We start from the raw sequence: 17,804 nt of genomic DNA, 5'->3' as shown, positions 1-17,804 counted from the left end.
CTAGTGCACCCGCACTCTCGGGTCGATGAGGCTGTACGCCACGTCCACCAGCAGGTTGATCAGGACGTACACCATCGCGATGAACATGATGAACCCGACGAGCACGGGGTAGTCGCGGCCGTCGATCGCGGTCCGGATGAAGGAGCCGATGCCGCCGAAGTCGAACACCGACTCGGTCAGGACCGCGCCGGACAGCAGGGAGCCCGTGAGGAGGCCGACCGCGGTCACCACGGGGAGCATCGCGTTGCGCAGCACGTGCCGGCCGCGGACGACGCTCCGTTTGAGGCCCTTGGCCTCGGCGGTGCGGACGTAGTCCTCGTCCTGCACCTCGAGGACGCTGGCGCGGGTCATGCGCACGATGACCGCGAGCGGGATGGACGCCAGGGCGATGGAGGGCAGGATCAGGTGATGGAGCGCGTTCCCGGCGGCGTCCAACTCCCCGGTGAGGATGCCGTCCAGGACGGCGAAGCCGGTCACGCTCGTGGCGTCGATGCCGGTTTCCTGGCGTCCGGAGACGGGGAAGAGCCCGAGCTGGACGGCGAAGACGCTCTTGAGGATCAGGGCGAGGAAGAAGACCGGGATGCAGATGCCGACGAGCGAGCCGGAGACCGCGGTGACGTCGAGCCAGCCACCGCGGTTGCGGGCGGCGAAGTAACCGAGCGGGATACCGATGGCCACGGCGAGGAGGATCGCGAGGAGGGACAGCTCCACGGTCGCGGGGAAGCGCAGGACGAACTCGTCCCACACCGGCTGTCCGGTCTGGGTGGAGGTGCCCAGGTCGAGTTCGGCGATGCGCTTAAGGAAGCGCCAGTACTGGACGTAGACGGGCTGGTCCAGCCCGAGTGCGCGGTTGATGCGGATTACTTCGGCCTCGGTGGCCTTCTCCCCCAGGATCGCTGAGGCGGGTCCGCCGGGCAGCCGGTCGAGCCACAGAAAGAGCAGTACCGACAGGCCGAGCAGCGTGGGTATGAGCTGGAGCAGTCTTCGTACGACGAGACGCAGCACCCCGCATGCCCCTTTCTTACGTGATGTGTTCCATGAATGGCCCCGCCCGGCCGTGAGTTTCGACGGCCGGGCGGACCCTTTGTGCTTGGGTGGCTACTGCTCGCTTACTTGAAAGAAGCCTCGGAGAAGACTTCCTGCGTCAGCGGGGAGACGTTCGGCGGGTTCACGTTCTTGCCGAAGGCGATGGCCGGCGGGGAGGACGAGACCGGGACACCCGGCAGGTACTCCATGACGACCTCGTTGGCGTTCTTGTACGCGGCGATGCGCTCGTCGTGCTTGCCGAGCTTGGAGCCGGCGTTCACGGCGTCGAAGACCTTCTTGTCCTTGAAGCCCCACTGCTTGTCGTACCCGGAGAACCAGGTGCCGATGAAGTTGAAGCCGTCGTTGAAGTCACCGGTCCAGCCGAGCATGTGCAGGTCGCAGGAGCCCGCCTCGGTGGCGTCCAGGTAGTCCGGGGCCCACTTCATCGCCTTCGGCGTGACCGTGATGCCGGACTTCTCCAGGTCGTCCTTCATCAGCTCGAACAGGTCCTGCGGGGCAGGCATGTACGGGCGGGTGACCTCGGTCGGGTAGCAGAAGTCGACCTTCAGCTTCTCCTGGCCGGCCTTCTTGAGGAGCTTCTTGGCCTCGCCCGTGTCGTACGCGTACTGCTTGACGTCCTTGGAGTAGCCCTCGATCGTGTCGGGCATGAACTGGTCGGCGACCTTGCCGCCCTCGGGCAGCTGGGTCTTGACCAGGTTCTCCCGGTCGATCGAGTGCGCGATGGCCTGGCGGACTTCCTTCTTCTTCAGCGCGGGGTTGGCCTCCTGGCTCATGCCCACGTAGAAGAGGTTGAAGACGCCACGCGTCGGGACGCCGTAACCCTGGTCCTCGAGGGTCTTGACGTCGGCCGGCGCGACCAGGTCGTAGCCGTCGATGTCACCGGCCTGGAGCGCCTGACGGCGCGTCTGCTCATCGGAGATCGTACGGAAGACCAGGTTCTTGATCTTCGCCTTCTCGCCCCAGTAGCCGTCGAAGCGCTCAAGGGAGACTTCCTTGTTGCCCTTGTTCCACTTCGTGATCTTGTACGGGCCGGTACCGGCGACCGTGCCGGCCTCCTGGCTGTACTTGGGGTACGTGATGGCGTCGCCCTTGGCGGAGGCGTCCTGCTTCTTGTACTCCTCGATCGCCTTCGGCGAGTGGATCGCCAGGGCGTTCAGGGAGAAGCCGCCGGGGAGGTTGGCGGAGGGCTCCTTGACCTCGATGACGGCGGTGTTCTCGTCCTTCGCGGTGCAGGACTTGTAGTTCGCCTCGGGCGTTTCCTTGTCCTCGTTCTTCGCGAAGCCGCCCATGATGGTCTGCCAGTAGTAGGAGACCGCGCTGGACTGGTAGGTGCCCGTCCAGTTGAACCAGTGGTCGTAGTTGGCGCAGACGGCCGCGGCGTTGAACGCCTCGCCGTCGTGGAACTTCACGTTCTTGCGGAGGTCGAAGGTCCAGACGGTGCCCTCGTCGTTGCTCGACCACTTGTCGGCGAGGCCGCCGACCATTTCGCTGCCGCCGGACTCGTGCTCGATGAGAGCCTCGAACGCCTGACGCGTCACGCGGAAGGTTTCACCGTCGCTCGCGAGGGCAGGGTCCAGAGAGCCAGGGTCACCGGCGCCGGCGAAGACGAAGGTGTCCTTCTTGCCGTCGCTCTTGTTGTCACTGTCCCGTTCGCTGGAGCAGCCCGTGGCGATCAGAGCGACCGCCACCGCGGCCGTGATCGCCCGAGCGCCTCGGGACTTGGATATGCGCATATTGGGGCCACTCCGGGTCCGCTATGTGGATGCATCTTGACCGGCCGAACACTACAGATGTTCACAGCGAGTCGAGAACAGTCCGGATACCGGTGATACCTACCTGAGATCTGAACAGTTGACATATGGGACGCTTCAGGCGTCCCTCCGTCAGGAATTAACCGCCTCGAGACATTCGAGTCCCCCTCCACTCCCCTCCGGGAAGCTTCGGACGGCGTGAAGAACGGGTAAAACCGCAGGTGACGGGCGGTCGACCGGTGATAGCTGAGCGCACATGGCTGAAAACCTGTCATAAACCCGGCGCTCGGCGAGGGCGTGGGCTCTCTCCGCCGGCACTCCTGTCCACTCCGTGGACACCGTCACGCTGAGTCAGCACATGAAGGTGCGGCCGGGCACCGACCGCACCCGTCTCCCCCGTATACGCCCCGGTCAGCGCTGGTGCGCGGGCGGATGGCCGGAGCCCGCGGCGGGGGGCACGACGGCGCCGTGGGCCTCGCGGTCGTAGAAGGGGCGGGCATTGGCGCGCAGCCACATCGCGACCGGATCGTGCTCGTCGGACATCGCGACGGTCGACACCGGGAGCCCGTCCGGGACCGCGCCGAGCGACTGCTGCATCATGGCGCGCACCGCGTCCACGGCCGGTGGCGACGTGTCGTACACGTCCAGGCCGATGGCGAGGTACGGGGCGCCCAGCGCCGGCTGCACCCAGGCGCGGCGCAGCGAGCGGACGGTGGGGGTGCGGTGCGCGTTCTGCGCGAGCAGGGCGTAGAACTGCGGGATCTCGATGGCGGGTTCGGACAGCCGCAGGGGCCCTGCGGGCTGGCGGTCGAGGCCGGTGGCGAGTCTGCGCAGATCGAGCCAGGGGATGCCGAGGCCGCCGCCGGGGGCGTGCGGATTGAGCCAGAGTCCGTAGCGGTCGGGATAGAGGGCGCGGGCGGCCTCGATGCCGTCGACGACCTCGTAGGACCGGTTCCAGCCACTGGCGGACAGTTCCTGGGCCGAGGTCACGCAGGGCGCGTAGTCGAAGCCGTCGACCTCCATGTTCCCGTACTGGGCGTCCGGGGAACCCGCTTGGCCCTGCCACAGCAGCATCCAGACATGACCGGAGGAGGGGGTCGCGAGCGCGCGCAGCAACGCCTCGTAGGCGTCGTAACGCCCCGGTGTCACCTGGCGCAGCATGTGCTCGACCTGCCCGGCCGCCGCGGTGCCTGCGCTCACTTTGTATCGCCCCTCCGTACCACCCGTACAACACCCTCGCCCGAACCGATGAACCTAGCTTAAGCGCCTCTCGGCTCCGGGGAGCTCCGCCGGTCCGCGGCCGGCCTCCGGCGGCGCCGCGTCCCCCTCACCTCGGCCGGCCGCCTCCCCCTCACCGCGCCCACTGGTAGAAGGGGCGGACGCGGTCGCGCATCCACTGGCCGACCGGGTCCTGGGCCACGTCCAGAAGAACCAGGTTGACGGGCCACTTCACCGGCTCGCGGCCCAGCGCGCGGCCCAGCGCGTCCATCGGCGCGGCCCGCAGGTCGCCCTCCGCACGGGCCAGTTCGACGGGGGACAGTTCGACGCCGACGAACAGCACCGGTTCGGCCGTCTCGATCTCGGCGAGGCAGCGGCGGGCGGTGGAGACGACGCCGAGGGCCTCGAACTCCGTGGCGGCGGCGGCGAGGAAGCCCACCGGGTCGTCCTGCCAGTCGGGTTCGAACAGCTTGACCCGGCCGCCGCTCATGGGGCCGTCCAGCGGTCCGCGTCCGGCACGGCACAGGGCGGCGACGGCGGGTGGCGGCAGCGGGACGCCGACCACTCCCCCGGGGTTCACGGCGATCCCGGCCTGCGGTGGCAGACCGCGCGCGAACTCCACCGCGGGCGCGACGGTGAACGACAGGTGGGAGCCGACGACCTGACGGAACTGTTCCTCGGAGCTGAAGACCGGGACGTACGCCTGGCCCTCGATCTCCATCGTGGGCAGGTCCAGCGGGCCGCTGTCCGGCCCACCGCCGTTGGGCAGGGGCACCCACAGATAGCTCCGGCCCAGTACCTCGACGATCCGGCCGTCGGCCGAGGGGACGCCGAGGGAGGCCGAGAGCACCTCCTCCAACTCGTTGCCGGGCCATCCGCCGTGCGGATGGGGGTGAGTCTGTGCCGGGAAGTCCGCGGAGAAGCCCGCCGGGAAGTCCATCTGCCTACCGCCTGCCTGGAACCGCTGCTGTGGCTGAAAGGCTAACCGCTGCCGCGCCCTGCGGTCGGCCTGTGCGGCGATCGGGCCGGACGAAGGCGGGCCGTACCGGCGGTCGGTCCCCGCGGCAGTCAGCCCGTGGGCGCCCGGTCGGCACAGCCACCGGTTCGTGGGCGGCAGCCTCCCGCGGCGCTCGGCCGGCACAGCGGCCGGCACAGCGGCCGGCCGGCACGCCGCCCGACCCTCCCGGCGGTCGGCCGACACGGACGCCGGTCCGCACGCCGGTCCGCACGCGGTCGGCTCGTACCGTCGCCGCCCGGGCGGTCGTCAGTCCGTGAAGTCGATGCGGTGCAGCGCGTTCGCCGCGTCGCGGTCGGCCAGGACGGCCGAGCCGCAGCCCGCGGGCAGGTCACCTCGCATCACGGACGTCAGCAGCCGGTCGATGGCGGTGCGGTGACGCCGGAAGGCGTACCGGGAGACTCCGCGGCCGCGCTCGCGCTGGCCGTCCAGGGCCTGCTCCGGGGGGACGTCGAGCAGCAGCAGATGCAGGTCCGCGCCCCGGCGGCGGGCCTCGCGGGCCAGCCAGCGGCGCACCCAGGCCTGCGTGCCGCAGTCGTGGACGACGACTCCCTCGCCGGCGCGCAGGGCGCGCCGCAGTCCGGCGTAGTGGGCGAGGCGGACCAGGGGCCGGTACACCGCGTACGGCAGGAGGCGTGGCATGCCGCGGTCCCAGCGGTCGCGGGTGTCCTGCGAGTCGATACGGGTGCCGCGCGCCGCGCGCCGCATGAGGGTGGACTTGCCGCTGCCGGGCAGTCCGGTGACCACGACGAGGTCACGGGGGCCGAAGAGCAGGGCGTGCGGGCTGCGGCCGGCGCGCTCGCGCAGGTCGCGGACGACAGGCGCGGGCAGCATGCCGCACGCCTCCCCGGCCGGGGAGGCCTGCAGCTCGGGCAGCGCGACGCCCGTGGTGGCGGCGTACGCCGTGGCCTTGTTCACCGTGAGTCCTCCCCTGGGGGTGTCCGGCTCTGTGCCCAGGTACCGGAGCCGCTCCCCGCCGAGTGTAAAGAGACGGTAACGCCGGACGCCTCTGCTTTCCGTCCCTTTCCCGATACAGACCCGTCACAGCCGTGCGTGAGCACCCGAATACCCTGCGCTCCTTCCAGAAGGGTCCCCCTGCCGCGGCCCCGTGATGCGTGCAATGATGAACGCGCCAACTGCATACCGGCCGTTCGAATCCGCGCGGGAGAGTCCCCGGCACCAGTTGCCGCCGGGGCGCCGAAGGAGCAAGTCCCTCCCTTGAATCTCTCAGGCACCGTTACCGCGTGGGCGAGGCACATCTGAAAAGCGGGCCCCGCGCGAGTCGCCGGTGCCCCACCCAAGGTGCAAGCCGTGGTCGTCCCCTGTGCGGGCGGTCATGGCGAACCTCTCAGGTTCCGATGACAGATGGGGAGGAAAGACCTCGCCTGTCCTGCCCTGGGAGACCGACCGATGAGCAGTACCGAACTCCGCCGGACCGCGCTCGACGCCCTGCATCGTTCGCTCGGTGCCACGATGACCGATTTCGCCGGCTGGGACATGCCCCTGCGCTACGGCTCCGAACGCGACGAGCACAACGCCGTGCGGACGGGGGCCGGCCTCTTCGACCTCTCCCACATGGGCGAGATCACCGTCACCGGCCCGCAGGCGTCCCGGTTCCTCGACCACGCGCTGGTCGGCAACATCGGGACCGTCAAGCCCGGCCGCGCCCGCTACACCATGATCTGCGGCGAGGACGGCGGCATCCTGGACGACCTGATCGTCTACCGGCTCGACGACACCGGGGCAGGGGCCGAGGCCGGGTCCCCGCACGCCGGATCCCCCCGCTACCTGGTCGTCGCGAACGCCTCCAACGCCCAGGTGGTGCTGGACGCGCTCGTGGAGCGGTCGGCCGGCTTCGACACCGAGGTCCGTGACGACCGCGACGCGTACGCGCTGCTCGCGGTGCAGGGCCCCGGGTCCTCCGGCATCCTGCGGTCCCTCACCGACGCCGACACCGACGTCGAGGGCATGAAGTACTACGCCGGGCAGCCCGGCACGGTCGCGGGCGTCCCCGCCCTCATCGCCCGGACCGGCTACACCGGCGAGGACGGTTTCGAGCTGTTCGTGAAGCCGGAGCACGCGGTGGAGCTGTGGCAGGCGCTGACGAAGGCGGGCGAGGGCGTCGGCCTGATCCCGTGCGGACTGTCCTGCCGGGACACGCTGCGGCTGGAGGCCGGCATGCCGCTGTACGGCAATGAGCTGAGCGCCTCCCTGACACCGTTCGACGCCGGGTTCGGCCGGGTGGTGAAGTTCGAGAAGGAGGGCGACTTCGTGGGCCGCGCCGCTCTGACCGAGGCCGCCGCCCGCGCCGAGCGGACCCCGCCCCGCGCCCTGGTCGGCCTGATCGCCGAGGGCCGCCGGGTCCCGCGCGCCGGGTACGCGGTGGTCGTCGGCGGCGAGGTGATCGGCGAGGTCACCTCCGGCGCGCCCTCCCCGACGCTGGGCCGGCCGATCGCGATGGCGTACGTCGATGTGGCGTACGCGGCGCCGGGCACGGCGGGCGTGGGTGTGGACATCCGCGGCAGCCACGAGCCTTACGAGGTCGTGGCGCTGCCGTTCTACAAGCGGCAGAAGTAGCACCGTCGCAGACGGCCGCAGACGGCCGCGGAACGCCTCTCGGGACGGCTTCCCAGGCCCTCGCACGTCGGCGCAAGGGCCTCCCAGGGCCGCCCAAGGGCTTCCAAGGGCTTCCAAGGTCTCCCCAGGGCCCCGCACGGGTGAGCGGGGCAGGTCGTGCCCGCTCACGCGCATGTCCCGTACTTCCCGTAGTTTCCGAGTCATCAGCAAGTCCCCCGCGTACAGGAGAATCCAGGTCATGAGCAACCCCCAGCAGCTGCGTTACAGCAAGGAACACGAGTGGCTGTCGGCCGCCGAGGACGGTGCGTCGACCATCGGCATCACCGAGCACGCGGCCAACGCGCTCGGCGACGTCGTGTTCGTCCAGCTCCCCGAGGTCGGTGACACCGTGACCGCGGGCGAGACCTGTGGCGAACTGGAGTCGACCAAGTCGGTCAGCGACCTGTACTGCCCGGTCACCGGCGAGGTCACCGAGATCAACGAGGACGTGGTCAGCGACCCCTCGCTGGTGAACTCGGCCCCCTTCGAGGGCGGCTGGCTGTTCAAGGTGCGGGTCACCGACGAGCCGGCCGACCTGCTTTCCGCCGCCGAGTACGACGCCTTCATCCAGGGCTGAGGAGGCCGTAGTCCCATGTCGCATCTGAACACCCCGCTGCACGAGCTCGACCCGGACGTCGCCGCGGCGATCGACGCCGAACTCCACCGCCAGCAGTCCACCCTCGAGATGATCGCCTCGGAGAACTTCGCCCCGGTCGCGGTCATGGAGGCCCAGGGCACGGTCCTCACCAACAAGTACGCCGAGGGCTACCCCGGCCGCCGCTACTACGGCGGCTGCGAGCACGTCGACGTGATCGAGCAGATCGCCATCGACCGGGTCAAGGAGCTGTTCGGCGCCGAGCACGCCAACGTGCAGCCGCACTCGGGCGCGCAGGCCAACGCCGCCGCGATGTTCGCGCTGCTCAAGCCCGGTGACACGATCATGGGCCTGAACCTCGCGCACGGCGGGCACCTGACCCACGGCATGAAGATCAACTTCTCGGGCAAGCTCTACGACGTGGTCGCCTACCACGTCGGCGACGACGGCCGGGTCGACATGGCCGAGGTCGAGCGGCTGGCCAAGGAGAGCAGGCCGAAGCTGATCGTCGCCGGCTGGTCGGCGTACCCGCGGCAGCTGGACTTCGCCGAGTTCCGCCGGATCGCGGACGAGGTCGGCGCGTACCTGATGGTCGACATGGCGCACTTCGCCGGTCTGGTCGCGGCGGGTCTGCACCCGAACCCGGTCCCGCACGCCCACGTCGTCACCACGACCACGCACAAGACGCTCGGCGGCCCGCGCGGCGGTGTGATCCTCTCCACGGCCGAGCTGGCCAAGAAGATCAACTCCGCGGTCTTCCCCGGCCAGCAGGGCGGCCCGCTGGAGCATGTGGTCGCGGCCAAGGCGGTGGCTTTCAAGGTCGCCGCGTCCGAGGAGTTCAAGGACCGCCAGCGCCGCACCCTGGAGGGCGCCCGCATCCTGGCCGAACGCCTGATGAAGGACGACGCCAAGGCGGTGGGCGTGGACGTGCTCTCCGGCGGTACGGACGTGCACCTGGTCCTGGTCGACCTGCGCGCGTCCGAGCTGGACGGGCAGCAGGCGGAGGACCGGCTCCACGAAGTCGGTATCACCGTCAACCGCAACGCGGTACCGAACGACCCGCGGCCGCCGATGGTCACCTCGGGTCTGCGGATCGGCACGCCCGCCCTGGCCACCCGCGGCTTCGACGCCGAGGACTTCGCCGAGGTGGCGGACGTGATCGCCGAGGCGCTGAAGGCGCCCTCCCCCTTCGGGGCCGCCGACGCCGAGGCGCTCCGGGCCCGGGTGACGGCCCTCGCGGAGAAGCATCCGCTGTACCCCGGTCTGAAGTAATTTCGTACGCTTTGATTCGTACGACCGTCCGGGGCATCGCGCACACTGGGTCAGTGGGCGCGATGCCCCGTGTCGTGCGCCCCCTGTGAACACCCCCTGTGAACACCGTCCCGTTCCCCGCATCCGTACCACCGCGAACCACCCCCCGGCGGACAGCGGCGTCCGCCGAACCCCTAGGAGTCCTTCCGTGGCCCTCTCGGTCTTCGACCTGTTCTCGATCGGCATCGGGCCGTCCAGCTCGCACACGGTCGGCCCGATGCGGGCCGCCCGCATGTTCGCCCGGCGGCTGCTCAACGAGGAGCTGCTGGACTCGGTCGCCTCGGTCCGCGCGGAGCTGTACGGCTCGCTCGGCGCCACCGGCCACGGGCACGGCACGCCCAAGGCGGTGCTGCTCGGCCTGGAGGGCGACTCGCCCCGCACGGTGGACGTGGAGACCGCCGACGAACGGGTGGAGAAGATCAAGGACTCGGGCCGGCTGAGGCTGCTCGACACGCACGAGATCGCGTTCTCCTTCGACGACGACCTGGTGCTGCACCGCCGCAAGGCGCTCACGTACCACGCGAACGGCATGACCCTGTGGGCGTACGACGCCTCCGGTAGCGAGGTGCTGGCGAAAACGTACTACTCGGTGGGCGGCGGCTTCGTCGTCGACGAGGAGGCCGTGGGCGCGGACCGCATCAAACTCAACGACACCGTCCTGAAGTACCCGTTCCGCACGGGCGACGAGCTGCTGCGCCTGACCCGGGAGACGGGCCTGTCCATCTCCGCGCTGATGCTGGAGAACGAGCGCGCCTGGCGGACCGAGGAGGAGATCCGCGAAGGCCTGCTGGAGATCTGGCGGGTGATGCAGGCGTGCGTGGCGCGCGGCATGTCCCGCGAGGGCATCCTGCCGGGCGGCCTGAAGGTGCGCCGGCGCGCCGCGAACACGGCACGCAAGCTGCGCGCGGAGGGCGATGCGAAGGCCCTCTCCATGGAGTGGATCACGCTCTACGCGATGGCCGTGAACGAGGAGAACGCCGGAGGCGGCCGGGTCGTCACCGCCCCGACCAACGGCGCGGCCGGCATCATCCCCGCCGTCCTGCACTACTACATGAACTTCGTCCCCGGTGCCGACGAGGACGGCGTGGTCCGCTTTCTGCTGGCGGCCGGTGCGATCGGCATGCTGTTCAAGGAGAACGCGTCCATCTCCGGCGCCGAGGTCGGCTGCCAGGGCGAGGTCGGCTCCGCCTGCTCGATGGCGGCGGGCGCCCTCGCCGAGGTGATGGGCGGCTCACCGGAGCAGGTCGAGAACGCCGCCGAGATCGGCATGGAGCACAACCTCGGCCTGACCTGCGACCCGGTCGGCGGCCTGGTCCAGATCCCGTGCATCGAGCGCAACGGCATGGCCGCGGTGAAGGCGGTCACCGCCGCGCGGATGGCGATGCGCGGCGACGGCTCGCACAAGGTGTCCCTGGACAAGGTCATCAAGACCATGAAGGAGACCGGCGCCGACATGTCCGTCAAGTACAAGGAGACCGCGCGGGGCGGGCTCGCGGTGAACATCATCGAGTGCTGAGGGATCGGGTGCTGAGGGGACGGGGCACGACGGACGGCGTATGTTGGCCTGGCTGGTCGGGTTCCGTTCCGGACATGGGGTCCGGGCCCGGGGTCCGGTGTTCTGTTGGGGGTTGGAAACCATGGTTGCTGGTCGTGTGGTGCGGTTCGACGCCGTACGGGGTTACGGGTTCATCGCTCCGGAGCACGGCGGGGAGGACGTCTTCCTCCACGTCAACGACGTACGGATTCCGGAGCACCAGTTGCGTCCCGGGGTCACCGTGGAGTTCGAGATCGAGGAGGGCGACCGGGGACTGAAGGCCACGGGCGTGCGCCTGGCCCAGGGCGCGGGCCCGGTGTCGTCCGCCGGCGGAGGCAGGCAGCCGGTGGACGGCGAGGACCCGCTGTGCGACGTGCTCACCGCCGAGGAGTACCTCACAGAGGTCACGGAGGTCCTGCTGTCCGCCGCGCCGACACTGACCGGCGAACAGATCCTCCAGGCGCGCCGCGGGCTGCTGCAGTTCGGCAAGACCCACGGCTGGTGCGACGGGTGAGCCGGGCTCGGTGAACCGGGCCCCGGCGCGGTCGGGTCAGTACCTGGACGCGAGTCCAGGTCGCGCCGGTGCCGAGCCGCCAGACGGACGACCGCACGGGGGCCCGCTCCCGCCCTCAGCAGCTCGTGGGTGATCCGGCGCACCGCGGCGCGGTCCTCCTCCGCCGCGTACCGGGAGTCCGTCGGTACCGGATACTCCTCCGAAGGCAGCACCAGGCCGATGACCGTGTCCCGTGCCCAGGCCGCGTTCGGTGCCGGGACGGCGTTCGCGAAGTCCTCGGACGCCGCGCGCCACAACCGCCGCGCCACCGCCACCGCGGCCGCCACGGCGTCGAGCTCCGGTGGCCATGGTCCCGGTCGCACCATCAAAAGCCGTACCTGTTCGAGCGGTCGCAGCCCGCTGTCGCCGACCTTGAGGCCGCCCCCGCGTCGGCGACGTCCAGGGGCCGCAGTTCGGTGTGGTCCGCCGCGCCCCGGGCCGGCGCGCAGTTCGCCGGTCCCCCCAGCAGGTTCTGCTCAACGCCCGGAGGCGCTGTGTCCCGGGCACCGATGTGCGTCAACCCACTTCGCCCTTGGGGTAGTTCACTCGTGCCAGGTAACCAGTACATGACGGGCAGAAGACATCGGAGGTGCTCTGGGTACCGGTGTGGTGTGTGAGGTCGGGCCGCCGGTCCCCCACAATGGTGAGAAGTTGATGTGTGCACCATATTCGCGGGCGTCCCGTGTCACGGTGGGGCAGTGATGCACAAGAGGAAGCATCCGTTCGACCTCACCGACCTCACCGACCTCACCGCCCCCTCCATCCTCTCCGGCTCTCCTTCCCCCCACCAGCACTTCAGGGAGGCCCCATGCTGCGCGGCATCGATGTGAGTTCGTACCAGTCCTCGTCCTACGCCACGGACGGGTTGTCCTTCGTCTTCGTCAAGGCGACGGAGGGCAGTTCGTACGTCAGCCCCAAGCTGTCGGCCCAGACGGAACGCGCCCGCGAGGCCGGACTGGTCGTCGGCTTCTACCACTTCCTGTGGCCGGGCGACCTGACGGCACAGGCGGAGTACTTCGTCTCCGAGACACCCGAGCGGCAGGGCGACATCCTGGCCGTCGACTGGGAGACGACCGGCGAGGGCACTCGCGCGAGCAACACGGAGAAGGACGAGTTCATCCGGAAGGTCAAGGAGCTGCGCCCGGACCACCGGGTGATCCTGTACTGCAACCGGGACTTCTGGCTGAACGTCGACACGACGTCCTACGCGGGCGACGGTCTGTGGATCGCCGACTACGTCAGCGAGGGCACACCCCGTATCGAGGCCGAGTGGCGCTTCCACCAGTACACCGATGACCCTCTGGACACGAACGTCGCCGACTTCCCCGACCGCGCCGCCCTCGAGAAGTGGGCGGGCGGCGCCTGAGAGCAACCGCCCGCGGGGCCAGGAGCAGGGCGGCTCAGCGATCGGTGATGCGCATGTCGAACCAGGTCGTCTTGCCCCGGGGCAGGAGATCGACGCCCCAGCGGTCGGCGAGGGTGTCGACGAGGAAGAGGCCGCGGCCGCTGACGTCCAGTTCCTGGACCGGCATGAGGCAGGGCAGGCTGCGGGACGGGTCACGGACCTCTACGCGGATCCAGCGGGGGCGGCGGCGCAGCCGGAGGCCGAAGACGCGGGCGCCGGTGTGGCGCACCGCGTTGCCGACGAGCTCGGAGACGAGGAGCACGGCGTCCTCGGTGATCGCCGCCCCGAGGCCCCAATGGCGCAGGACCACGACCTGGGTGAGCCGGCGGGCGGTGGCCGCGGACTCCGGGCGGGACGGCAGCGGCACCTCCGCCTGTGACGGATCACCGAACAACTCCAGTACCTTCTGGGCGTGTTCGTCCTCGACCGTCGGCGACCAGCGCGACGCGGTCGCACGTCCGTCTCCCCGCGGCTGTTCCCTGCCATCCAGCCCCGCCATGCCCCCATCATGGGCACCCGGCGGGACGTCCGGGGCCGCTCCGTCGGAATGCGCCCCCCGTACGCCCCCTCCGCGAGGCAGTCCGCCGACATATGCCCCCGATGCTCGGGGAGTACCGACGGCCCGCGCGGCCTGCGGAAACGGCTCGCTGTGCGGCAATCGACGGACTCCCTCGACACGGCAGGCTTAAGGGTGCGTTAAGGCTCCCATAAACCGCCCCATCGAGGGACCCCAATCAGACATCGCGTCAATTGCAAGCCCCGAAAGGGAGGTTCAGAGGAACTTCGCCTTGCCGGGGCCGTCCTCCACGAAGCTGCGCATCCCCCGTTCGCGGTCCTCGGTGGCGAACAGGCCCGCGAACCAGTTGCGCTCGACGGCGAGGCCGGTGTCGATGTCGGTCTCCAGACCGGTGTCGACCGCCTCCTTGGCCGCGCGCAGGGCGATCGCGGGACCCTTGGCGAGCTTCGCGGCCCACGCGTAAGCCTGTTCGTAGACCTCGGCGGCGGGCACCACACGGTCCACCAGGCCCAGCGCCAGCGCCTCGTCGGCCTTCACCTGACGGCCCGTGAAGATCAGGTCCTTCGCCCTGGACGGGCCGATCAGCCGGGCCAGGCGCTGAGTGCCGCCGGCCCCCGGGATCAGTCCGAGCAGGATCTCGGGCTGGCCCAGCTTGGCGTTCTCCCCGGCGATACGGAAGTCCGCACAGAGCGCGAGCTCGCAGCCGCCGCCCAGCGCGTAACCGGTCACCGCTGCCACCACCGGCTTGGGGATGCGCGCCACCGCAGTGAAGGAGTCCTGCAGGGCGCGGGCGCGCAGGACCATCGCGGTGTGGTCCATGGCCTGCATCTCCTTGATGTCCGCGCCCGCCGCGAACACCTTCTCGCCGCCGAAGATCACCACGGCGCGCACGTCCTCGCGGCGTGTGATCTCCTCGGCGAGTTCCTTCAGCCGGTCCTGCGTGGCGACGTCCAGCGCGTTCATGGGCGGGCGGTCCAGGCGCAGCGTGCCGACGCCCTCGGCGACTTCGAGATGTACGGTCATGACAGCAGGTTAACGGTGACTAACGGCAATGGGGCCGGTGCGGTCGCTCACACTCGGCCGGGGGACCGGGGGTCGCCCCCGGGCAGACACAGCACGGTGACCAACGGCAATGGGGCCGGTGCGGTCGCTCACACTCGGCCGGGGGACCGGGGGTCGCCCCCGGGCAGACACAGCACGGTGACCAACGACTACGGCCCCGGTGCCGTACCTCACACCGGGGCCGCGTACCTCGTACCGTCTCCCGCGGGTCGTGCGGGTCGTGCGGTTACGCCTTCCACTTCTCCCAGGACATGTTCCAGCCGTTGAGGCCGTTGTCCGGGGCGATGGTGGCGTCGTTGGAGTTCTTCACGACGACCACGTCGCCGATCATGGTGTTCTCGAAGAACCAGGCGCCCGGTGCCTTCTTGTCCCAGCCGCCGCGGGTGTCGCGCAGGCCGATGCAGCCGTGGCTGGCGTTGTAGTTGCCGAAGGCGCCGCCGCCCCAGTAGTTGCCGTGGATGAAGGTCCCCGACGTGCTCAGGCGCATGGCGTGCGGGACGTCCTTGATGTCGTACTCGCCGCCGAACCCGACCGTCTCGCCGTTCATGCGGGTGACCTTGAGCCGCTCGCTGACGACCATCTTGCCGTTCCACGTCTCGGTGCCGGGGGCGCCGGCGGTGATCGGGATGGTCTTGATGACCTCGCCGTCCCGCTCGACCTTCATGGTGTGTTTCTTGGCGTCGACGACGGAGACCTGGCTGCGGCCGATGGTGAAGGAGACGGTCTTGACCTGTTCGCCGTAGACGCCGTCGCGGCCCTCGACACCGTCGAGGTTGAGGTCGACGGTGACCTTGGTGCCGGGCTTCCAGTACTTCTCGGGCCGGAAGTCGAGGCGGTCGTTGCCGAACCAGTGCCCCTCGACCTCGACGGCCGGCTCGGTCGTGATGCGGATGGCCTTCTCGACGTCCTCGGCGTTGGTGATGCCCCGGGTGAAGCGGAGCGAGAACGGCATTCCGACGCCGACCTTGGAGCCGTCCTCGGGGGTGAAGGTGCCGACGAAGGTGTTCTTCGGGGTCAGCGTGGTGAAGCTGGAGTCCTCGGCGGCGGTGCGGCCGGCGGAGTCCTTGGCGACCGCGTGCACGGTGTACTTGGTGGAGGCGGCCAGGTGGGTCGACGGCGTCCAGTGGGCGCCGTCGCCGGATATCTCCCCGTCGATCCTCTCGCCGTCCGGGTTCTTGACGACGACCTCGGTCAGCTTGCCCTTGGCCGCGTCGACCTTGAGCGCGCCGCTGGTCTTCACGGACTCGGCACCGTCCTCGGGCGCTATGCCGATGACCGCCTCGGACTGCTTGCTCTGCGCCGCGGTGGAGTCCTTGGGCTTGCCGTCGTCCGCACCGGACCCGGAGCCCGAGCCGGTCCCCCCGCCACCGCACGCCGTGACCGCCAGCACCACCCCGAGTGCCAGCGCGGCGAGCTTCCTGCCGCCACGTCTCCGCGCGTCGACCGCCGCCCCCGATATCGGCCCCACGTTCACTTGTTTTCTCCCCTCGGCGGGCCTGGTCCGACCCACGCCCCCGCACGCCCCACGCGCGCTTGGGCGCATAGTAACCACAGGCCAGGAGGGTTGGAGGCGGCCGGTGTGTCACCGTTCCGTTCCAAACTTCAATGGCCCGCGGAGCACAACCGGAGAGCCCTTTCGGCCATCCGCGCGTGAGGGCGTCCGGGGGCGCCGGGGGTCACCTCACGGCGCTGCCCTTCGTCCACTTCTCCCAGGACATGTTCCAGCCGCCGAGGCCGTTGTCCGGGGCGACCGTCCGGTCCTTGCTGTTGACCACCTCGACGACGTCGCCGACGAGACTGCGGTCGAAGAACCAGCCGGCCGGGGTGCCCGCGCCGCCGCCCTTCACGTCGCGCAGGCCCACGCACCCGTGGCTGACGTTGGTGTCGCCGAAGACGTCCTCGTCGGCCCAGTAGTTGCCGTGCAGGAAGGTGCCGGACTGGGTCAGGCGGATGGCGTGCGGGACGTCGGGGATGTCGTACTCGCCCTTGCCGTCGTCGTCGGTGAAGCCGACGGTCGCGCCGTTCATCCGGGTGACCTCGAGCATCTCGGTGATCACCATCTTCCCGTTGTACGTGGGGGTCTTCGGCGCCCCGGCCGTGACCGGCACCGTGGCGAGCACCTCGCCGTCCCGTCGCACCTCCATGGTGTGCCGGGACGCGTCGACCACCGAGACCTGGCCGCGGCCGACGGTGAACGAGAACGTGCGGTGCTGGAGCCCGTAGGCGCCGGGCGCGCCCTCGACGTCCCGCAGGTCCAGCTCTACGGTGACCTCGGTGCCGGGTTTCCAGTACTCCTCGGGCCGGAAGTCGAGGCGTTCCTTGCCGAACCAGTGCGGGCGGATGTCTGCGGCCGGGCGGGAGGTGACGCGTACGGCGCGTTCGACCGCCGCGCGGTGGACGATCTCGCGGTTGAACGCCAGGGAGACGATCATCCCCGTGCCGACGACGGAACGGTCCTCCGGGGCGACGTAGCCGATGAAGCGCTGCTCGGGGACGTACGTCGTGAAGGTGGTGCGGCGCGCAGAACGGCGCCCGTCGTCGTCCAGGGCGACGGCGTCGACCGTGTACTTCGCGGCCAGCGCGAGCCGTTCGTCGTCGGGTTTCCAGCTCTGCCCGTCGGCGGAGATCCGGCCGGGGACCGGGGCCTCCCTCGCGTCCTGGGACCGGACGACCTTCACCGACTCCAGCCGGCCCTCGGACGCCCGCACCCGCAGCACCCGGCCGGGGCGCACCTCCTTGCTCGCGTCGGCGGGCACGACCTTGATCACCTCCTCGGGTCCCGGGGGGCCGAACGCCCCCGCGACGGGGCCGTCCGAGGTACAGCCGACGGCCCCGGCCAACAGCCCTGCCCATGTCACTACGGCAGCCAGTGCGGCCCTCGCGCGCCGTGCGCGCCCTTGTACGTGACTCACGCGCTGCCCAACGACGGTGCGCGCCCTGGGAAACGACCATGCGTCCCCTCGGGGAACGGTCATCCCCACCCGGCCGTATCCCCTGCGCCCTGGAGGGACGCGCGCATGTCCCGGCGGGAGACGCCCGCGTGGCCCCTGCGGGACGCGTGCGTGGCCCCTGCGGGACGCCGTGCGTGTGCCCCCGCGGGACGCGTGCGTGTGCCCCCGGAGGGACACACGTGCGCGCCCTCGCCCCGGGGTCACGCAAGGGTGCGCCCCGGAAAACGTC

Annotated in this window: 15 protein-coding genes and 2 riboswitches; of the genes, 6 read left to right on the top strand and 9 right to left on the bottom strand. The window is 70.2% G+C overall.

The genetic code is table 11. From position 1 onward, the window contains the following. The 5 genes from V4Y04_RS26140 to V4Y04_RS26120 form a co-directional block, all read right to left on the bottom strand. Entirely contained in the window at positions 1-1,005 is a 1,005-nt protein-coding gene (locus V4Y04_RS26140) for an ABC transporter permease (RefSeq protein ID WP_332430770.1), read from the bottom strand. Positions 1,006-1,109: 104 nt separating this feature from the next. After that, a complete protein-coding gene (locus V4Y04_RS26135; protein WP_332430769.1) occupies positions 1,110-2,780 on the bottom strand; it encodes an ABC transporter substrate-binding protein in 1,671 nt (556 codons plus the stop codon). A 429-nt stretch (positions 2,781-3,209) separates the two neighbouring features. Further along, positions 3,210-3,959, bottom strand: a complete 750-nt coding sequence (locus tag V4Y04_RS26130) for an enhanced serine sensitivity protein SseB C-terminal domain-containing protein (RefSeq protein ID WP_332433005.1) — start codon at positions 3,957-3,959, stop codon at positions 3,210-3,212. Between the two features lie 190 nt (positions 3,960-4,149). Further along, complete coding sequence (locus tag V4Y04_RS26125) at positions 4,150-4,956, bottom strand: enhanced serine sensitivity protein SseB (protein WP_332430768.1); 807 nt, start codon at positions 4,954-4,956, stop codon at positions 4,150-4,152. A gap of 324 nt (positions 4,957-5,280) precedes the next feature. Further along, positions 5,281-5,949, bottom strand: a complete 669-nt coding sequence (locus V4Y04_RS26120) for an AAA family ATPase (RefSeq protein ID WP_332430767.1) — start codon at positions 5,947-5,949, stop codon at positions 5,281-5,283. A gap of 234 nt (positions 5,950-6,183) precedes the next feature. Further along, a riboswitch (glycine riboswitch) is annotated at positions 6,184-6,284 on the top strand. Then, a riboswitch (glycine riboswitch) is annotated at positions 6,285-6,406 on the top strand. It abuts the riboswitch before it with no gap. Positions 6,407-6,441: 35 nt separating this feature from the next. On the opposite strand from V4Y04_RS26120, the gene gcvT reads away from it, so the two are divergent. From gcvT to V4Y04_RS26090, 6 genes are all read left to right on the top strand, one after another. Continuing rightward, positions 6,442-7,608 (top strand): glycine cleavage system aminomethyltransferase GcvT, encoded by a 1,167-nt coding sequence (gene gcvT / locus V4Y04_RS26115; RefSeq protein WP_332430766.1) that lies wholly within the window; start codon positions 6,442-6,444, stop codon positions 7,606-7,608. A 238-nt stretch (positions 7,609-7,846) separates the two neighbouring features. Further along, the gene (gene gcvH, locus V4Y04_RS26110; protein ID WP_332430765.1) at positions 7,847-8,224 is read left to right on the top strand and encodes a glycine cleavage system protein GcvH; all 378 of its coding nucleotides are present in this window, start codon (positions 7,847-7,849) and stop codon (positions 8,222-8,224) included. 15 nt (positions 8,225-8,239) lie between these two features. Next, positions 8,240-9,514, top strand: coding sequence for a serine hydroxymethyltransferase (gene glyA / locus V4Y04_RS26105; RefSeq protein WP_332430764.1), 1,275 nt, complete (start codon positions 8,240-8,242; stop codon positions 9,512-9,514). A 187-nt stretch (positions 9,515-9,701) separates the two neighbouring features. Further along, positions 9,702-11,069, top strand: a complete 1,368-nt coding sequence (locus tag V4Y04_RS26100; RefSeq protein ID WP_332430763.1) for an L-serine ammonia-lyase — start codon at positions 9,702-9,704, stop codon at positions 11,067-11,069. Between the two features lie 121 nt (positions 11,070-11,190). Next, entirely contained in the window at positions 11,191-11,601 is a 411-nt protein-coding gene (locus V4Y04_RS26095; protein ID WP_332430762.1) for a cold-shock protein, read from the top strand. 847 nt (positions 11,602-12,448) lie between these two features. After that, complete coding sequence (locus V4Y04_RS26090) at positions 12,449-13,006, top strand: glycoside hydrolase family 25 protein (protein WP_332430761.1); 558 nt, start codon at positions 12,449-12,451, stop codon at positions 13,004-13,006. A gap of 34 nt (positions 13,007-13,040) precedes the next feature. Here the strand turns inward: V4Y04_RS26090 and V4Y04_RS26085 are convergent, their stop codons facing one another. From V4Y04_RS26085 to V4Y04_RS26070, 4 genes are all read right to left on the bottom strand, one after another. Next, positions 13,041-13,544 carry an ATP-binding protein gene (locus tag V4Y04_RS26085; protein WP_332430759.1) on the bottom strand — a complete coding sequence of 168 codons (504 nt, stop codon included), beginning with the start codon at positions 13,542-13,544 and terminating at the stop codon, positions 13,041-13,043. Positions 13,545-13,817: 273 nt separating this feature from the next. Beyond that, a complete protein-coding gene (locus V4Y04_RS26080) occupies positions 13,818-14,585 on the bottom strand; it encodes an enoyl-CoA hydratase/isomerase family protein (RefSeq protein WP_332430758.1) in 768 nt (255 codons plus the stop codon). A gap of 265 nt (positions 14,586-14,850) precedes the next feature. Beyond that, positions 14,851-16,098 (bottom strand): L,D-transpeptidase, encoded by a 1,248-nt coding sequence (locus tag V4Y04_RS26075; protein ID WP_332430756.1) that lies wholly within the window; start codon positions 16,096-16,098, stop codon positions 14,851-14,853. 202 nt (positions 16,099-16,300) lie between these two features. Then, positions 16,301-17,536, bottom strand: coding sequence for a L,D-transpeptidase (locus V4Y04_RS26070; RefSeq protein ID WP_332430754.1), 1,236 nt, complete (start codon positions 17,534-17,536; stop codon positions 16,301-16,303). Positions 17,537-17,804: the final 268 nt, after the last annotated feature.

It is taken from the genome of Streptomyces sp. P9-A2 (assembly GCF_036634175.1).
GTDB lineage: Bacteria > Actinomycetota > Actinomycetes > Streptomycetales > Streptomycetaceae > Streptomyces > Streptomyces pratens.
The sequence above is the reverse complement of the archived record's forward strand: the minus strand, read 5'-3'. Positions and strand labels throughout refer to the sequence as shown.

Bases quoted from the DNA above. Each gene is read 5' to 3' on its own strand.
- gcvH (WP_332430765.1), top strand. From the start codon at position 7,847: ATGAGCAACCCCCAGCAGCTGCGTTACAGCAAGGAACACGAGTGGCTG.
- gcvT (WP_332430766.1), top strand. From the start codon at position 6,442: ATGAGCAGTACCGAACTCCGCCGGACCGCGCTCGACGCCCTGCATCGT.
- V4Y04_RS26090 (WP_332430761.1), top strand. From the start codon at position 12,449: ATGCTGCGCGGCATCGATGTGAGTTCGTACCAGTCCTCGTCCTACGCC.
- V4Y04_RS26085 (WP_332430759.1), bottom strand. From the start codon at position 13,544: ATGGCGGGGCTGGATGGCAGGGAACAGCCGCGGGGAGACGGACGTGCG.
- V4Y04_RS26135 (WP_332430769.1), bottom strand. From the start codon at position 2,780: ATGCGCATATCCAAGTCCCGAGGCGCTCGGGCGATCACGGCCGCGGTG.
- V4Y04_RS26080 (WP_332430758.1), bottom strand. From the start codon at position 14,585: ATGACCGTACATCTCGAAGTCGCCGAGGGCGTCGGCACGCTGCGCCTG.
- V4Y04_RS26125 (WP_332430768.1), bottom strand. From the start codon at position 4,956: ATGGACTTCCCGGCGGGCTTCTCCGCGGACTTCCCGGCACAGACTCAC.
- V4Y04_RS26095 (WP_332430762.1), top strand. From the start codon at position 11,191: ATGGTTGCTGGTCGTGTGGTGCGGTTCGACGCCGTACGGGGTTACGGG.
- V4Y04_RS26130 (WP_332433005.1), bottom strand. From the start codon at position 3,959: ATGCTGCGCCAGGTGACACCGGGGCGTTACGACGCCTACGAGGCGTTG.
- glyA (WP_332430764.1), top strand. From the start codon at position 8,240: ATGTCGCATCTGAACACCCCGCTGCACGAGCTCGACCCGGACGTCGCC.